We start from the raw sequence: 16,048 nt of genomic DNA, 5'->3' as shown, positions 1-16,048 counted from the left end.
TCCTCAGCCGACGCGCCCGAAGTAGGCGTCCCGGATCACCGCCCTGTCGTCGATCTCACCCGCATCCGCGTCCATGACGACGCGTCCGACGTCGAGGACTGTGACGTGATCGGCCACACTCATCGCGGCGTCGACGGCCTGCTCGACGAGGAGCACCGCCAGCCCGGCCTCCTTGAGGGTGTTCACGCGTTCCATGACTTCGCCGACGATCACGGGCGCCAGCCCGCCGGACGGCTCGTCGAGCAGTAGCAGGGTGGGTTTCGCCATCAGCGCCTGCCCGATCGCCAGCATCTGCTGCTGCCCGCCGGACATCGCACCGGCGAGCAGGCCGCGTTTCGCGCCGAGGACGGGGAACAGGTCGTAGATCCGCTCCACCTCCTCGCGGACGGCCGATCGTCGCATCCTGCGGACGTACCCGCCGAGAATCAGGTTCTGTTCCACGGTCTGCCGGTGGAACACCCGCTTCCCCTCCTGCACGTAGGCCATGCCCTGACGGACCCGCCGGTGCGGCGCCACCTTAGCGATGTCGCGGCCGTCGAAGTCGATCGTCCCGGCGGACACCCTGTTCAGCCCCGAGATGGCGCGCAGGGTGCTGGTCTTCCCCGCACCGTTCCGGCCGAGCAGTGCGGTGACCTTGCCGGGCCACACGTCGAGTGAGACGTCCCACACCACCCGGAGGTCGCCGTAACCGGATTGCACGTTCCGCAGACTCAGCAGCGGTGTCGCAGTCTGATTGCTCATGAGGTCGCCTCTCCGGCCAGTTCCGTGTCCTCGGCGACGACGCCGAGGTATTCGCTGAGTACGCGAGGGTTGTGTTCGATCTCGGACGGTGGACCTTCGGCGATCACGCGGCCCTGAGCGAGCACGACGATGGTGTCGGCGAGTGCCAGTACCAGGCGGAAGTTGTGCTCGACCAGCACGATCGTGCAGCCGGCGTCGCCGAGTTGACGGATCAGGCCGGCAAGGCGTTCCACTTCGTCCTCGTCGAGGCCGGATGCCACCTCGTCGAGCAGCAGGACCCGCGGTTCGGCGACCACCGACCGTGCGACCTCGAGCAGCCTCCGCATTCCCAGGGGGAGTGCGGTGGCGGTCTCGTCGCGCAGGTGCGACAGCCCCACGACCTCGAGTGCGCGTTCCGCCTCGGCGATGTCGGCGGCGCGGACCCTGCGATGACGGGGAAGCCGCAGGACGGTCGAGAGCATCGATACCCGGTCGGTGCTGTACCGACCGGAGGCCACCGCCTCGAGGACGGTGACGCCGTCGGGGATGTCGGGTGTCTGGAACGTGCGGGCCACGCCGCATCCGGCGACCCGTTCCGGCGCCAAGCCCTGGACCTCGGTGTCACCGATCAGGATTCGACCGCTGTCGGGGCGGTAGAACCCGCAGATCATGTTCAGCATCGTGGTCTTGCCCGAGCCGTTCGGTCCGATCAGCGCGGTGATGCTGCCCGGTTCCGCTCGCAGCGATGCGTCGTCGAGTGCCTGGTTGCCGCCGAATGCCTTCGAGATGCCGTCGACCACGAGTACCCGACCCGACATCGGGTCCATCGCCGGTCGATCCGTGCCTCCGGGGCGGGCGCGGGTTGCACGGCCGGTCAGGCCCGCCGCGCGGTCCAACCGCGCCGTCGCCTGTTTCGCGACCTTCGCGAGGCCACCGCTGAGGAGGACGCCGCCGAGGATCAGGAATCCGCCGTAGAAGACGAGGGCGTACTGCTGGAACTCGGACGACTGGTTCGGGCCGAGTTGCATGATCGCTGCCCCGACCGCCGCGCCGTAGACGCTCGTCGCGCCTCCGAGGATGCACGCCGCGAGAACTGCTGTCGCGAACGTGAATCCGAACGCCTCGGGGGAGACGTACATGTCGATGTTCGCGAACAGGGCGCCCGCGAGGCCGGCGGGGAACGCGCCGATCGCATACCCGAGAAGTTTCATCCGGAACACCGAGATGCCGACAGAGGACGCGAGTACCTGGCTCTGTTTGAGGGTGCGGAACGCGATGCCGTGCCGGGAGACCACCAGGTTGCGCAGGACCGCGAACCAGAGGATCGCGACGATGACGACCACCATGTAGAACCGGTCGGCGTCGATCGCCTCACCGAACAGGGTCGCCGGTTCGATCCCGCTGAGTCCGTTGCGGCCGCCGGTGGTGTCGCCGAAGACGGCGATGATGTCCGGCACGAGGAGAACGAGGAAGAACGACGTCATCGCCAATGACCAACTGCCGAGCCGCAATCCCGGGATTCCGGTGACGATGCCCACGGCGAGCGCGACCAGCCCCGAGGCGGTCAACTGCAGCACGATGTCCGTGTATCCGGCGATCGACATGAGCCCGGCGGTGTACGCCCCGGCCGCGTACATCGCGGCCTGGCCGAGCGCGAGTTCCCCCGCGTAGCCGAGGCTGAGATTGAGGCCGCTGACGACCAGCGCGAGGATGCAGGCGAGTTGCACCTGCCGGGACAGTGCGAAGCCCAGACCGAACTCCGGCAGGAACAGCACGAGGAGGCCGACGGCGAGCGGGAAGAGCCAACCCGGGGCCGATCGAATGAGGCGCCACAGAGCCATTGCTTACACCACCCGTTCCCGCGTCCGGCCGAACAGTCCGGCCGGACGCACCATGAGGATCGCGATGAGGACGACGAAGACCGCGATGTTGCTGTACTGGCTGCCCAGGTCGAGAGCGGCGAACGACTCGACGAGTCCGACGGTCAGGCCGCCGACCAATGCGCCGGGGAGCGAGCCGAATCCGCCGATCGCCAAGGCGACGAAGCCCTTGATCGCCAGCGCCGAACCCAGGGTGGCCACCGCGAACGTCTTGGGACCCACGAAGAGCCCGAGGAATCCGGCGAGCGCACCGGAGAAGGCGAACGCACCGAGGGCCAGCGCCCGGACGTTGACACCGCGCAAGAGGGCGGCTTCGCGGTCCTCGGAGATGCCCAGGAGTGCGAGACCGGTCATGGTCCGGGTGCCGGCCCGGCCGAGGACGACCACCAGCACGACCGCCAGAATCAGCAGCACGATCTCGACCGGATACGTGCGGCCGCCGAGGACCGTGATCGGGTCGTTCGAACCGAAGAACGGGACGGTGAGCGGTTCGCTTCCCCAGATCAGCTGCGTCGCACCGTTGATCAGCGTCGCGGCGCCGAGCGTGGTGACGAGCTGATTCTGGTGATCACGGACCGGCCGGACCGCGACGATCTCCTCGATCCCGGCCAGGATCATCACGGCGACCGTGGCCGTCACCGCGACGACGAGGATGGGCAACTTCAGGGTGACCAGGCCGGTGTAGGCGACGAAGGTGCCGACCATCATCAGCTGGGCCTGAGCGAAGTTGAACGTGTGGGACGAGATGAAGACGATGTTGTAGCCGATCGCCACGAGCGTGTAGACCGCCCCCAGCGCGAGGCCCGACCAGACTATGGTCACCGATATCTCCTGTGGGTGGGTGTCACGCGCTCGGGTTTCCGTACTGGCCGTTCAGGAGTGGGCTCGGCGGCACGAACTTGTACGCCTCGTCTCCGGGTTTCGACGCGTGCGAGTCGGCCGAGAAGTGATAGGACGGGGAGAACGCGGTCTCGGCGCCGTCGAGGACCTCCTGGTTCTCGAGCGCCTCGGCGAGGGCTTCGGGATCGGACGAGGATCCGGCCTTGTTCGCGGCGGCCACGACGAGGGGCAGTGCGTCGTAATTGTCGGCGAGGATCAGCGTCGACGGGATGTCGCCCATCGCCTTCATGTTGTCGACCATCGTGTTGACGGCGGTGTCGTTCGCGTCGTAGACCGTGCTCGACAGCACGTGCATGACCAGGTTCGCCGTGGCCGGAGTGCCGAGCACGCCTTCCGGTGCAGCCTTCGAGACCAGCGACGTTCCCGCGACCGAGGTGTTGCCGACGAGCGGAATGTTCCAGTCGAGCCGCTGAAGGCTCGCGAGGAGATAGCCGAGTGGTGCCCCGTAGGCGTCCACGACGAGTGCCTGCGTGCCCCGGTTCTTCAGCGATTGCAGTTGTGCCGTCATGTCGAGTGCCGCGGTGTCGTACTCCTCGGATCCGGTGCTGCTCACCCCCTCTTCGCTCAGCGCGTCTTCCATCGCCTGTCCGAACACTTCGCCGTAGGCGCTACTCCCGTGGACGACGCCGACGGACTGGTATCCCTTGCCCTTGATGTATCGGGCGATGGTCTCGGCGTTCTCGGCCGGTCCCGAGGCGAGGTCGAAGTTGAGCGGGTACTTCTCCGGATTCGCCGAATCCTCGGTGGGCCCGATGTTGAACGAGAGGATCTTGTTCTGCGCGAGGATCGGCAGTGTCGCGGTGGTGATGGTCGACGGACCGGAGTTGAGGAAGAGGTCGGGCTTCTTTCCCGACGCGATGGCCTCCCGCAGCGTGGACACGGCCGTGGTGGCGTCGCCCGCGTCATCGACGACGGTGATCTCCACTTGGCGTCCGCCGACGCCGCCTGCCCTGTTCACGGCCTCGGCGCTCGCCTTCGCCGCGAGCACGGACGTCTGCGCGTTCGCGGCGAGCGCGCCCTGCCCGCTGATTCCGCCGGTCACGAGCACCCGGTAGGGGCCGCCTGCGGCGTCGGCGTCGTCTGCGCCCGCGCCGGAACACCCGGTGAGCGCGAGTGCGGTCGCGGCGAGCGCCGCTGTGAGAGCTGAGGATCGAATTCGCATGGGCGCCCCTTCAACGTAAGCAAGCAAGTGCTTGGTTCGGGAAAAGGTAGCAGAACTAACGGTCGATGTCCGCGGAATGTCTCACTCGGCGGGAGGATTTCGACCGGAACGCGCCGAACTCAGCGAAACGACTGCCGGATCACCGGTTCTCGCCGTTCGAGGATGGTGGCGGTGTGCTGCCGGACCATCGTGTCGAGATGCTCACCCTGCGGTGCGAGCCAGAAGTCGCCGCGGTCGATGCCCGCGAAGACCAACTGCGCGAACGTGTCTGCGTCGAGTCCGTCGGTGTCGAGCAACTCGCGCATCTGCGTGACCATACGATCGACGGCCGGATGGGAGACGGCCCCGAACGGGTTGTCGAACACGGATGTGACGACCGGCCCGGGTGCGAGCACGCTCGCGGACACCGGGGCGTCGATCATGCTCAACTCCATCTGCAGGCATTCGGTGATCGCGACGACCGCGAATTTCGATGCGCTGTACGGCGACATCATCGGGCCGGGCGCGAAACCGCCGACCGACGCGGTGTTGACGACGCGGCCGGTGCCGCCCTGATCGAGCATCCGTGGAACGAACGCGCGGATTCCGTTGACGACGCCCGTGATGTTGACGCCGAGTGCGGCGTCCCAGTCGGATTCGCCGAGTTGCCAGAGGAATCCGGCCCGCATGATGCCGGCGTTGTTGAAGAGCAGGTCCACCCGGCCGAACGAGTCGAACGCGAGTTCGGCCAGGGCGTGCACGGATCGGGAGTCGGACACGTCGGTGACGCAGGTGAGGACGCCGCCCAGGTCCGCGGACGCACGGTCCAGTGCGGCCGCGTCGATGTCGGCGAGCACCACGGCCATGCCGCGGGCGTGCGCATGCCGGGCGATCCCCGCCCCGATTCCCGAGGCCGCGCCGGTGACGACGACAACCTGCTTCTCATCCGATTCCGGTTCCGTCACCGCTCGAACGGTAGGACCGTCGGCGGCGCCCTCGGCCCGGCCCTCTCGCTCAGCGGGAGGGATTCACGTGCCGCGACCCCACAGCGGTTCGAGGTCGGGGCCCTCCTCGCCCTGCTGCGCACCCCGGAAGCGCACCGCGAAGACGATCCAGCCGATGGCGGCCATCAGCAGGAAGCTGACCAGCCGGTAGACGACGATCGCGGACACCGCTTCGGAGCCGGCCATTCCGCTCGCGGTCAGGGCGGGCACCAGCACGGCGTCCATGACACCGAGCCCGGCGGGCAGGAGTGGGATGGCCGAACCCGCGGCGTTGCCCGCCGCGTACGCGACGGCGAGCCCGGCGAACCCGGGATGGGCGCCGACCGCGTAGCACGCGAACGCGAGGCACGAGGCGTCTGCGATCCAGTTGAACAGCGACCACCCGAACGCGCGGGCCGTGTCGCGGCGATCCATCCGGACGGCGCTCATCTGGTCGACGATGTGCTTCCACTGGCGAACCCCGGTCAGCGGAGGCTTCTTTCGCAGCGCGTTGACGCCGCGCAGCGCGGTGATGCCCACGCCCTCGAGTGCGTCGGGTCGTGACGCGGCGTACTGGGCCACGACGAGGAAGGCGCACAGGCCGCCGAACGTGAAGATCAGCGAGAACGGGTTGGTCTTGGCTCCGACGAGCAGTGCGCCCGCGAGTCCGACGAGCGCCAGGCCGATCGCCTGAAGGACGCCGGCCATCACCAGTTGCCACGTCGCGATCACCGGCGACGCACCCCAGAGCCGTGTCTGCCGGTACGTGAACGTCGTCGCGAGAACCGGGCCGCCCGGCAGCGTCACGCTCATCGAGTTGGACGCGAACGTCACCGCCAGCGACTGCCGCTGCCTGATGTGCACACCCGCCACCCCCAGCAGGCAGCGCTGCACCCGGGCGAAGCTCGACATCGACGCCAGCGACGCCACGACGGCCGCGGCCACCCAACCCCATTTCAGGTCGCCGAGGTTCTGGACGCTCTCGGACAGGTCCGGCCAGATCAGGACGATCTCCACCGCGAGCACCACGACGAGCAGGCCACCGATCACCCATTCGACACGACGCCTGCGGGGCGTCGGGCGGGTGTCTTCGGCGTCAGTCATACGCGTCCATTACACATGGCGGGTGATCAGACCGTGTATCCGCCGTCGACGTCGAGCTTCTGTCCGGTGACGAAACCGGCCCGGTCGCCCGCGAGGAAGCAGACGGCCTCGGCGACGTCGGCGGCGGTGCCGAACCGGCGTAGCGGTATCCGGCTCATCGCGGCGTCGAGTGCGTGTTGATCGAGTTCTTCGGAGGTGATCAGCCGCTCGGCCATGCCGTCGGTGAGCATCCCCGGGCCCACCGAGTTGAAGCGGACGCCGTAGCGGCCCTCCTCGGCGGCGAATCCCTTGACCAGTTGTTCGATCGCGCCCTTGGTTCCCGGGGAGAGGCCGTCGCGCACCGGGAAGCGGCTGGTGGCCGCGGTCGTGACGGCGACGACGGAACCGGACGCGTCCCGCAGCGCGGGCAGGGCGGCCTTGACGACGGTGAAGAACGCGACCGCCTCCTGCTCGAGGTGTTCGGCGTAGTCCCGGGGAGCGACCTCGGACAGGTGGATCATCGGGACGTGCGGTCCGGCGGCGTGGATCAGGATGCCGAGGCCACCGAAGTGTTCGACGGTCTGCTTCACGACGCTCGTGACGCGCGGCTGGTCCGTGAGGTCGGCGGAGAACGCCTGCGCGGCGACGCCGCTGCCTTCCAGTTCGCCGACGAGGTCCGCGGCGACGTCGGCATTGGACCGGTAGGTGATGGCCACGTCGTGGCCGAGGGTCGCGAGTTGCCGTGCGATGGCGGAGCCGATGCCGCCGGTGCCGCCCGTGACCAGTGCGGCGCAGCGATGTCGAGGGGTGCTGGTGGCGGGTGTCGCCATGAGGAACTCCGAGCGTGTGAGGGAATCGCGTCCCTAACCTAGCAACCGCTTGGTTTCGGTGTGCGGGGAACCGTGCACCGAAGCCGAGCGCAGCCTTGCCTGGCTATCCGACCAGGCCTTTTCGTCTTAGCCTGAACGCATGTCAGCGCAGAACGCCGAGCGGGCCGAACCGTCGCGGCACCCCGACGAGCCGCACGCACCCAGTCTGGCGAGCCGCCTCAACTGGTTGCGGGCCGGTGTCCTCGGCGCCAACGACGGCATCGTGTCGACGGCCGGTCTGGTGGTCGGGGTGGCGGCGGCCACCACCGAGCGCTCGGCGATCTTCACCGCCGGATTCGCCGGTCTCGCGGCCGGGGCGGTGTCGATGGCGCTCGGCGAGTACGTCTCGGTGAGCACCCAGCGTGACACCGAACGTGCGCTGCTGTCGAAGGAGCGTCGCGAACTCGCCGAGACCCCCGACGCCGAGTTCGAGGAACTCGTCGAGATGTACGAGGACAAGGGGCTACGGGACGAGACCGCCCGGACGGTCGCCCGCGAACTCACCGATCACGATGCTTTTGCCGCCCACGTGGACATCGAACTGGGCATCGATCCGAACGATCTGACCAACCCCTGGCAGGCCGCGGGATCCTCGGCGCTCTCGTTCACGCTCGGCGCACTCGTCCCGCTGCTGGCGATCCTCTTACCGCCTGTGCACCTGCGGATTCCGGTGGCGTTCGTCGCGGTGCTGGTCGCGCTCGTCCTCACGGGCACCGTCAGCGCGGCCCTCGGCGGTGCCCGGCGCACCCGGGCGGTACTCCGCGTCGTGCTGGGTGGGGCGCTCGCGATGATCGTCACCTACGGGATCGGTCAGCTGGTGGGGACGAGCATCGCCTAGCCCCGGCGACCGTCACTCGTTCCGGCAGATCATGACCGGGCAGGTGGCGTGGTGGAGCAGATTCTGACTCGTGGACCCCATCAGCGCGCCGAGCAGCGGTCCCCGGCCGTGGCTGCCGACGACGATCAGCTGGGCGTCGGCCGAGTGCCGCAGGATGACGTCCGCGGCGGCGCCCTGCTCGGCCACCCTGGTCACGGACACGTCCGGGTATCGTTCCGCCTCGCCCGCGAGGCCCTCGGAGAGCACGGCCTCCTCCTCCTGTTGCACGGCATCCCAGTCGACGAGCAGGCCGGTGCCGCCCGCGCCGGGGGAGCCCTGCCAGGTGTGGACGGCGCTCAGGGGCGCCTCGAAGAACGACGCGAACTCGAAAGCGTGGGCCACCGCGTCACCGCTGAGGTCGCTTCCGTCGACCCCGACCACCACCGGACGCTGGTCCGGCGCGGTGACCTCGCCCCGGAGGACGGTCACCGGGCAGGGCGCGCGGTTGGCCACGTGCAGCGCCGTCGAACCGACCAGCACCGAACGGAACGCGCCCGCTCCCGTGGACCCGAGCACGATCAACCGCGCCCAGTCGGCGGCCTCGAGCAGCGCGGTGCCTGCCGGGCCGGGACTGATGGTCGTCTCGATCTCGAGACCGGGGAACTTCGGCCCCAGCAGCCTCTTCGCCGTCCCGATGATGGCCTCGCCGTCCTCGCGCAGCTGACTGAGGAACTGCGATTCCAGCATGATCGCCGCCGGGCTGTACAGCGGACCGTCCTGCGGCAGCGCGTGCACGAGCGACAGCGTGGCACCCCACTTCGACGCGACTGCGGCACCCCACAGGGCGGCGGCGGTGGAGGCGTCGGATCCGTCCAGGCCGACGACGACGGAATGACTGGCGGGTGTGCTCACGTCCGGATCCCTTCGCTCACGCTGGTGGGGTACTCCCCGACTGTGCCCTACTTCCAGACTTTTCGGGCCACCTTCTTCGCGGTCTTCCACTCCGGTTTCAGATCGGCTGCCAGTGCGTCGCCGCGGTCGAGTTCACGCTGCAGCAGCATTCCGAGGCCCAGGCTCGACTCGGCGGAGTGCTGATCCTCCGCGACGGCCGCGAGGATGTGCTCCCGTGCGACGACGGCGTCCTGATAGTCGCCGAGTACGTTCTGAAAGCCCTTGAACTTCTTCTGCGCGCGGGCGGACGCCTTCGGTGTCAGTGACCGCGTCGACTCGATCGCATAGCGCAATCGTTTGGCGCGCTTACGCGCTCGGTGCGTCAGTTCGTCGCGCTCGGCCCGGGTGGTCGCGGCCGCCGCCTTCCCCACGCGCCCGTGGACGGACTTCGACAACGTGCGCAGGGTTTTCGCGACGGTCTTCTTCGACGGACCCGAACCCTCCGACGACTCGACGGCGGCGAGGAACGTGTCGAGCCCGGCGAGCAGGTCGAGGTAACGCTGGGAGTTCAGGGCGGCCAGCGCCCCGGGCCGGGCCGCCGCGGCGAGTCCCGAGAAGTATTCGTCGAGACGCGCCCGCACGACCTCGCGGTCGGGTATCTCCTCGGCGTCACCCAGCCGATCCACGAGCCGGCTCCACTGCACCTCGGTGTCCCGCGCCGGGCCGAGGGCCTGGCCGACCCAGCGGAGTTCGTCGATCAACTCGTCGACCGTCTCCTGGTCGCGCAGGCTGGACCCGTACACCTGGAGGACACTCCGGATCCGCCGGGCCGAGACGCGGAGGTCGTGGACGGACTCCTCGACGTCGCGCCGCACGCCGAGGTCGGCCGTCACGAGAGAATCCTTCTGCTCGGCCAGATACTCCAGCAGCAGCGTCCGCGGCGCGGACCGCTTCTTCCCGCGCATTGGGGCCGGGGTGCCGCCCACCGCGTCGCCGAGTGCCCGCCGCAACTTGGACGGCGCGTCCGAGCGGGTGATTCCGGCATCGGTAAGCCGGGAGTCTATGGCGTCGAACAGCTTTCGGTCGCCGGCCGCGAGTTCTACTTCGATCTCCCGCCACACCCGCTCGTCGGTTCCGGTGCCCGTCTCGGGGACGGCGGCGATCACGACATCCGACACGACCTCGGCGAGCGTCGTGCCCGCCGCGTTCACGAGCCGTTGCCGCTCGCGGTCGGTGCTGATGAGTGCGACCGGGTTCAGGGCGGCGCCACGGGTGAAGGCCGTGAGCAGTTCCGCGAACTCGCGGGGCACCTCCGTCTCGGGGTGCTCGGGGTCGGGTGCCAGCTGCAGCTCGGTCCGCTCGTCGGCGCCTGCCGGGATCTTCAGATGCCAGCCTGCGTCGTCGCCGCCTTCCCGGCGGCGGAGCGTGATCCCGGAGCGGAGCAACAGCAGTTCACCCGTGTCGTAGTACAGGGCGGACAGCTGGACGGTGTCGCGCCGGGGTTCGCCGTCGACGCCCGGAAGCCCCGACAGCGCTGGCAGCTGCTGCTCGGATGTCGCTTCGTACTTGCGTTCCACTTCGGAGACGGACGTCGCGGTACTCATGTCACCATCTTTCCGGCTGAGCGGGCCGGGCGAAAGGACCCGAGGTCACAGCGGCCAGTCGAGGCTCCGGACGCTCGCGAAGCGTCGTGTGACGCCGGAGCAGGGGTCGGCGAACTCGACGGAACGGGCCAGCAGTCGCAGCGGCGTCGAATAGTCGTCGGCGGCAACGTCGTAGAAATCGGGATAGAAGTTGTCGCCGTGGATCGGGATGCCGAGCGAACTCATGTGCACCCGCAACTGGTGCGTCTTGCCGGTGTGCGGAAGCAGCCGGTACCGGGCCGCGTCGCCGTGGACCTCGAGCAGTTCGATTCGGCTCTCGCTGTTGGCGGGACCGTCCACCTCGTACGCCTTCAGGACCCCGCGTTCCTTGACGATTCGACTGCGGACCGTGGCGGGCAGCGGGAGATCGGGGTCGTAGCGGGCGACGGCCTCGTACTCCTTGGTCACCCGGCGCTGATCGAACAGCGACTGGTAGTCGCGCCGGACCTCTCGCCGCACCGTGAAGATGAGCACCCCGGCGGTCAACCGGTCGAGCCGGTGCGCGGGTGTCAGTTCCGGGAGGTCGAGGTCTCGGCGCAACCGGACCAGCGCCGACTCGGCGACGTACGCGCCGCGCGGGGTGCTGGCCAGGAAGTGGGGTTTGTCGACGACGAGGAGATTCTCGTCGCGGTGGAGGATCTCGATCTCGAACGGCACCCGCTTCTCGACCGGCGGATCCCGGTACAGGTACACGAATCGGCGGGGCGCGAACGGCGTGGATTCGGTGATCGGCTGCCCGCGCTCGTCGACGACTTCGGCCGTGTCGACCTTCTCGCGCAGACGGGTCTCGTCGTGCGGAAAACGTGCGACGAGGTATTCGAGCACGGTGGGCCACGTGCCGGTGTCCGGCATCCTCAGCCGCGTCGGGTTGAGGCCGTCGCGGACGGGAAGTGGGGCGTCGGGCACGTTCGTCACGGTAGTCGAGTGGCGGGGAAAACCCGTCGTTGACCGCAAGGGAACTCATGGTTACTATCCGGTAAGTTTGTGACGCGGGCCACCCTGATGGTCGCTGAGGCGCGTCATCGGAGGATTTTCACGGGGGTCGTGGTGATCGTGCGTCGACGGGCGTTTCGTCCGGGTGCGGTGGCAGTTGCTCTTGCGGTGGCGATGGGTCTCGCTGTCGTTCCGGCGGTGACGGCGTCGGCGGATCCGACGGGGGGAGTGGCGGGCGCCGCGTGGAACGCCGCGGTCGACGCCCCGCCCAAATATCCGGTGATCGCGATCGACTGGGACGTTCCCATCACCATGAGCGACGGAACGGTGTTGAAAGCCAACGTCTATCGCCCCGCGGACGCCTCGGGCACGCCGATCGACACGAAGATGCCATCGGTCCTCAATGTCACGCCGTACACGAAGCTGGTCGGCAACGTCGTCGATTCCGTGTTCGCGGTGCCGGGACTGGAGCACACGGTCGTCGACCTCGTGAACTCCTTCGATCTCGCGGGAACGCCGTTCGACGGCGTCGGCGAGTTGTCGAAGGTGCTCACCGGCGGTGGGATGCGCGTCTTCGGCGTCAACCGCGACCTCGTCCGGAACGGATACACCCAGGTGGTGGTCGATGCGCGCGGCACCGGCTTCTCGCAGGGCGAATGGCAGGCGCTCGGTCCGCTCGAGCAGCAGGACTCCGTCGAGATCATCGACTGGATGAGCAGGCAGGGGTGGTCCGACGGCAAGGTCGGAATGGCGGGCGTGTCCTACTCGGGAATCAATTCGCTGCAGGCCGCGGGGCATCGGCCACCGGCGTTGAAGGCGATCTTCCCCACCGAACCGGGCAACGACCTGCTCCGCGACATCGTCGGGACGGGCGGTGGTCTCGGCGTGGGATTCATGCCGCTGTGGCTGTCACTGGTCAACGGTCTCAAGTTCGTTCCCGACGTCCGGTCGCTGGCTCAGGGGAACTTCGACGAGCGGTGGCTGCAGGACCGGTTGCGCGATCCGCTGACCCTGTTCCCCGCACTCATCCAGGCGATGACCGCGTCGCAGATCGGCGATCTCGACTCCGGCACGCTGCGGGTGGCGCAGGACGGCCAGTTCTACGAGGAGCGGAAGGCACGGGCGGAGAACATCGACGTGCCGACCATGCTCTACGGCGCCTGGCACGACATCTTCGCGAACAGCGAACCGCGGGTCTACAACGACATTCCGCTGCCCGCCGGGGAGAAGCAGCTGATCATGAGCGACGCCTACCACGTCTCGTTCGGGGGCGGCTTCGGCGAGCCGGGTGCGCCGCCGCGACTCGACGTCCTCGAACGCGCATGGTTCGACAAGTGGCTGAAGGGCATCGACAACGGCATCGACGAGTACGGTCCGGTCACGCTGTACCAGCAGGGCAACGGCTGGACCACCACCGATCAGTTCCCGCGGGCCGGTGTCGACTACCAGCGGATGTACCTGTCGGGTGCCCCCAGCGGCACCGCCGGGCACGCCGCCCACGACGGCAGCCTGGTGCCGGCGAAACCCGGCGACACGGCGCAACTCACCGTCGCACCCGGACTCCGCGGGCTCTGCTCCCGCGACGGAACGCAGGGCACCGCCGGCGCGGCCGTCGTCTTCGGATCGGTGTGCAGCAAGGACTCCCGCTTCAACGAGGCCGAGGGCCTGACGTTCACCAGCGCCCCCGTCACGCAGCCGACGGAACTGTCGGGTCCGGTCAACCTGCACCTCGAAACCGTGCTCGACGCGCCGGACGGATTCTGGGCGGTGACGCTGAACGACGTCGCACCGGACGGCACGTCGACCGCGCTCACCAACGGTGCGCTCACCGCTTCGATGCGGGCGGTGGACGATTCGAAGAGCACCAGGTCGGCCAACGGCGACTACACCGAACCGCACCACTCTCTGACGGTGGCCGCGCGGCAGCCGCTGGTTCCGGGTGAAGTGACACCGGTCGACATCAACTTCGTGCCCACCGACGCGGTCCTCGCGCCGGGTCACCGGTTGCGCGTCGACGTGTACGCGGGCAGCGTTCCCCGGTATCTGCCCCTCGGACCGATTCTGGCGGACAGTCAGCTGAAGCCGCAGCACGTGGCGTTGTCGCCGGACCGGCCGAGTTTCCTCAATCTGCCGCTGGTCGGGGCGCAGACGTGGTGACGGGTTCACGCCGCGTCCCGAGATCCGTAGGGTTGACGGCATGACCAAGTGGACAGCTTTGGACATCGTCGATCAGAGCGGCCGTACGTTCGTCGTCACGGGCGCCAACAGTGGTCTGGGGGAGGTGGCCGCGCGGGCCCTGGGCAAGGCGGGAGCCCACGTCGTGCTGGCCTGCCGCAACACCCACAAGGGTGAGGTGGTCGCGCGGTCGATCGGCGACAACGCCGAGGTGCGCCGTCTCGACCTGTCCGACCTCGCATCGGTGCGCGAGTTCGCCGCCGGCGTCGATTCCGTCGACGTGCTCGTGAACAATGCCGGGGTGATGGCAGTTCCGCAGCGCAAGACGGCCGATGGATTCGAAATGCAGATCGGCACAAATCATCTCGGGCATTTCGCATTGACCGGACTGCTGCTCGGCAAGATCACCGATCGGGTCGCCACGATGTCGAGTGCGGCACATCAGGCGGGAACGATCCATCTCGACGATCTCAACTGGGAACACCGCAAGTACAACCGCTGGAGCGCGTACGGGCAGTCGAAACTCGCGAATCTGCTGTTCACGTACGAATTGCAGCGCAGGCTCGCGGCGGCGGGATCCCCCGTCACGGCGGTGGCCGCGCACCCCGGCTACGCGTCGACCAATCTGCAGGCGCACACCGAGTCGGTGCAGGACAAGCTGATGGCGGTCGGGAACCGGATCTTCGCGCAGTCGGCGGAGATGGGGGCGCTGCCGATGTTGTTCGCGGCCACCGCCCCCGGCGTGATCGGCGGAAGTTACATCGGGCCGGACGGCCTGTTCGAGCAGCGTGGCCACCCGAAGGTGGTGGGCTCCAACAAGAAGTCGCGGGACGAGCAGACCGCGAAGGGGCTGTGGTCGCTGTCGGAGGACCTGACGGGCGTCGAGTACAAGTTCGGGTGACCCGACGCCCGCGCGGGTGTCTCAGTCTTCGGTGACCTCGAGGGTGACGTCGACGTTGCCGCGGGTGGCGTTGGAGTACGGGCACACCTGATGTGCCTTCTCCGTCAGTTCGAGTGCCTCCGCGCGCGGCAGGTGGGGGAGCGACACCTCGAGCGTGACGGCGAGGCCGAATCCGCCGCCGTCCGTGGAGCCGATCCCGACGCGGGCGCCGACGGCGGAGTCGGCGATGTTCGCCCCGGCCTGACGGCCGACCAACTGGAGTGCGGAGTGGAAGCAGGCCGCGTATCCGGCGGCGAACAGCTGCTCGGGGTTGGTGCCGTCGCCGGACCCGCCCATCTCGGTGGGGATGGCGAGGTTCAGGTCGAGCCGGCCGTCGGACGTGCGGGCGTGGCCGTTGCGGCCTTCCCCGGTTGCGAGGGCTTCGGCGGTGTAGACGATCTTCATGGTTACTTCTCTCCTGTAGGGGTTTCTGTAGGGGTTGCGAAACTGTGGAGCGATTCGGTGAGGCGCGCCAGGGTGTCGCGCAGGGCGACGAGCTCGTCGACACTCATGCCCGTCGAGCGGGCGAGTTCGGTGGGGATGCCCTCCGCGGCGGCGCGGAGGCTCGCCCCCTTCTCGGTGAGGTGGATCCCGACCCGGCGTTCGTCGGCCGACGAACGCCTGCGTTCGACCAGCCCCAGCGCGTCGAGCCGCTTGAGCAATGGCGACAGGGTGCCGGTGTCGAGATCGAGGGCGTCGCAGATCTCACGCACCCCGCGGCCGTCCCGTTCCCAGAGCACGAGCAGCACGAGGTACTGCGGGTAGGTCACGCCCAGCGCGTCGAGCATCGACCGGTATCGCGCCGTCATGGCCCGGGAGGCCGAGTACAGCGCGAAGCACACCTGGCGGTCGAGGGCGAGGTTGTCGGTCACCCCTGAATAATTGCACACAACTAGGTTGTGTACAACCAAAATGGGAATTGTGGTGGTTGCCCTTACACTGTTGGCCAGTGACACGGGGTGCTGCCCGGCGAAGATCCGGGCGGCTGAGAAGACACCCGTCGAACCTGAACTGGGTAATGCCGGCGAAGGGATGTCGCGGAGACGGCCGTATGCGCTCATCCGATGTCTCGT

The 16,048-nt window shown here is 68.4% G+C and carries 15 protein-coding genes and 1 riboswitch; of the genes, 3 read left to right on the top strand and 12 right to left on the bottom strand.

Going from position 1 to position 16,048, the window contains the following annotated elements:
- Positions 1-3: 3 nt before the first annotated feature.
- The 7 genes from P3H15_RS16000 to P3H15_RS15970 all read right to left on the bottom strand — a co-directional run bounded on the left by P3H15_RS16000 (position 4) and on the right by P3H15_RS15970 (position 7,537).
- Positions 4-741 carry an ABC transporter ATP-binding protein gene (locus P3H15_RS16000; RefSeq protein WP_276138151.1) on the bottom strand — a complete coding sequence of 246 codons (738 nt, stop codon included), beginning with the start codon at positions 739-741 and terminating at the stop codon, positions 4-6.
- Positions 738-2,561 (bottom strand): branched-chain amino acid ABC transporter ATP-binding protein/permease, encoded by a 1,824-nt coding sequence (locus tag P3H15_RS15995; RefSeq protein WP_276138150.1) that lies wholly within the window; start codon positions 2,559-2,561, stop codon positions 738-740. Before P3H15_RS15995 ends, P3H15_RS16000 begins: the two co-directional genes overlap by 4 nt.
- Before the next feature lie 3 nt (positions 2,562-2,564).
- Positions 2,565-3,422 (bottom strand): branched-chain amino acid ABC transporter permease, encoded by an 858-nt coding sequence (locus P3H15_RS15990; protein WP_276138149.1) that lies wholly within the window; start codon positions 3,420-3,422, stop codon positions 2,565-2,567.
- 22 nt (positions 3,423-3,444) lie between these two features.
- The gene (locus P3H15_RS15985) at positions 3,445-4,662 is read right to left on the bottom strand and encodes an ABC transporter substrate-binding protein (RefSeq protein WP_276138148.1); all 1,218 of its coding nucleotides are present in this window, start codon (positions 4,660-4,662) and stop codon (positions 3,445-3,447) included.
- Between the two features lie 119 nt (positions 4,663-4,781).
- Complete coding sequence (locus tag P3H15_RS15980; protein ID WP_276138147.1) at positions 4,782-5,606, bottom strand: SDR family NAD(P)-dependent oxidoreductase; 825 nt, start codon at positions 5,604-5,606, stop codon at positions 4,782-4,784.
- A gap of 63 nt (positions 5,607-5,669) precedes the next feature.
- The gene (locus tag P3H15_RS15975) at positions 5,670-6,728 is read right to left on the bottom strand and encodes a YbhN family protein (protein WP_095863337.1); all 1,059 of its coding nucleotides are present in this window, start codon (positions 6,726-6,728) and stop codon (positions 5,670-5,672) included.
- A 26-nt stretch (positions 6,729-6,754) separates the two neighbouring features.
- Positions 6,755-7,537 (bottom strand): SDR family NAD(P)-dependent oxidoreductase, encoded by a 783-nt coding sequence (locus tag P3H15_RS15970; RefSeq protein ID WP_276138146.1) that lies wholly within the window; start codon positions 7,535-7,537, stop codon positions 6,755-6,757.
- A gap of 139 nt (positions 7,538-7,676) precedes the next feature.
- On the opposite strand from P3H15_RS15970, the gene P3H15_RS15965 reads away from it, so the two are divergent.
- Positions 7,677-8,414, top strand: coding sequence for a VIT family protein (locus tag P3H15_RS15965; RefSeq protein ID WP_276138145.1), 738 nt, complete (start codon positions 7,677-7,679; stop codon positions 8,412-8,414).
- Positions 8,415-8,426: 12 nt separating this feature from the next.
- On the opposite strand, the gene P3H15_RS15960 is transcribed toward P3H15_RS15965, so the two are convergent.
- From P3H15_RS15960 to P3H15_RS15950, 3 genes are read right to left on the bottom strand one after another with little or no spacing between them, the layout of a single operon-like run.
- On the bottom strand, positions 8,427-9,305 hold the full coding sequence (locus P3H15_RS15960; RefSeq protein WP_276138144.1) for a universal stress protein: 879 nt from the start codon (positions 9,303-9,305) through the stop codon (positions 8,427-8,429).
- Between the two features lie 47 nt (positions 9,306-9,352).
- The gene (locus P3H15_RS15955) at positions 9,353-10,888 is read right to left on the bottom strand and encodes a CYTH and CHAD domain-containing protein (protein WP_276138143.1); all 1,536 of its coding nucleotides are present in this window, start codon (positions 10,886-10,888) and stop codon (positions 9,353-9,355) included.
- A 45-nt stretch (positions 10,889-10,933) separates the two neighbouring features.
- Entirely contained in the window at positions 10,934-11,833 is a 900-nt protein-coding gene (locus P3H15_RS15950) for a pseudouridine synthase (protein WP_276138142.1), read from the bottom strand.
- Positions 11,834-12,034: 201 nt separating this feature from the next.
- Here P3H15_RS15950 and P3H15_RS15945 point away from each other — a divergent pair, with 201 nt between their 5' ends.
- Together P3H15_RS15945 and P3H15_RS15940 are read left to right on the top strand one after the other, a co-directional pair.
- Complete coding sequence (locus P3H15_RS15945; RefSeq protein WP_276138200.1) at positions 12,035-14,017, top strand: CocE/NonD family hydrolase; 1,983 nt, start codon at positions 12,035-12,037, stop codon at positions 14,015-14,017.
- Positions 14,018-14,057: 40 nt separating this feature from the next.
- The gene (locus P3H15_RS15940) at positions 14,058-14,936 is read left to right on the top strand and encodes an oxidoreductase (protein ID WP_276138141.1); all 879 of its coding nucleotides are present in this window, start codon (positions 14,058-14,060) and stop codon (positions 14,934-14,936) included.
- A gap of 21 nt (positions 14,937-14,957) precedes the next feature.
- Here P3H15_RS15940 and P3H15_RS15935 read toward each other — a convergent pair whose 3' ends face one another.
- Positions 14,958-15,380 carry an organic hydroperoxide resistance protein gene (locus P3H15_RS15935; protein ID WP_072943091.1) on the bottom strand — a complete coding sequence of 141 codons (423 nt, stop codon included), beginning with the start codon at positions 15,378-15,380 and terminating at the stop codon, positions 14,958-14,960.
- 2 nt (positions 15,381-15,382) lie between these two features.
- Positions 15,383-15,847 (bottom strand): MarR family winged helix-turn-helix transcriptional regulator, encoded by a 465-nt coding sequence (locus P3H15_RS15930; protein ID WP_276138140.1) that lies wholly within the window; start codon positions 15,845-15,847, stop codon positions 15,383-15,385.
- Between the two features lie 73 nt (positions 15,848-15,920).
- Positions 15,921-16,025: riboswitch (TPP riboswitch) on the top strand.
- The last annotated feature ends 23 nt before the right edge of the window (positions 16,026-16,048 follow it).

Source organism: Rhodococcus sp. T2V, from assembly GCF_029269925.1.
Lineage (GTDB): Bacteria > Actinomycetota > Actinomycetes > Mycobacteriales > Mycobacteriaceae > Rhodococcus_F > Rhodococcus_F koreensis.
The sequence above is the reverse complement of the archived record's forward strand: the minus strand, read 5'-3'. Positions and strand labels throughout refer to the sequence as shown.

Excerpts from the sequence above, each read along its gene's own strand:
- P3H15_RS16000 (WP_276138151.1), bottom strand. The coding sequence starts at position 741 with ATGAGCAATCAGACTGCGACACCGCTGCTGAGTCTGCGGAACGTGCAA.
- P3H15_RS15995 (WP_276138150.1), bottom strand. The coding sequence starts at position 2,561 with ATGGCTCTGTGGCGCCTCATTCGATCGGCCCCGGGTTGGCTCTTCCCG.
- P3H15_RS15985 (WP_276138148.1), bottom strand. The coding sequence starts at position 4,662 with ATGCGAATTCGATCCTCAGCTCTCACAGCGGCGCTCGCCGCGACCGCA.
- P3H15_RS15975 (WP_095863337.1), bottom strand. The coding sequence starts at position 6,728 with ATGACTGACGCCGAAGACACCCGCCCGACGCCCCGCAGGCGTCGTGTC.
- P3H15_RS15970 (WP_276138146.1), bottom strand. The coding sequence starts at position 7,537 with ATGGCGACACCCGCCACCAGCACCCCTCGACATCGCTGCGCCGCACTG.
- P3H15_RS15965 (WP_276138145.1), top strand. The coding sequence starts at position 7,677 with ATGTCAGCGCAGAACGCCGAGCGGGCCGAACCGTCGCGGCACCCCGAC.
- P3H15_RS15955 (WP_276138143.1), bottom strand. The coding sequence starts at position 10,888 with ATGAGTACCGCGACGTCCGTCTCCGAAGTGGAACGCAAGTACGAAGCG.
- P3H15_RS15945 (WP_276138200.1), top strand. The coding sequence starts at position 12,035 with ATGGGTCTCGCTGTCGTTCCGGCGGTGACGGCGTCGGCGGATCCGACG.
- P3H15_RS15940 (WP_276138141.1), top strand. The coding sequence starts at position 14,058 with ATGACCAAGTGGACAGCTTTGGACATCGTCGATCAGAGCGGCCGTACG.
- P3H15_RS15935 (WP_072943091.1), bottom strand. The coding sequence starts at position 15,380 with ATGAAGATCGTCTACACCGCCGAAGCCCTCGCAACCGGGGAAGGCCGC.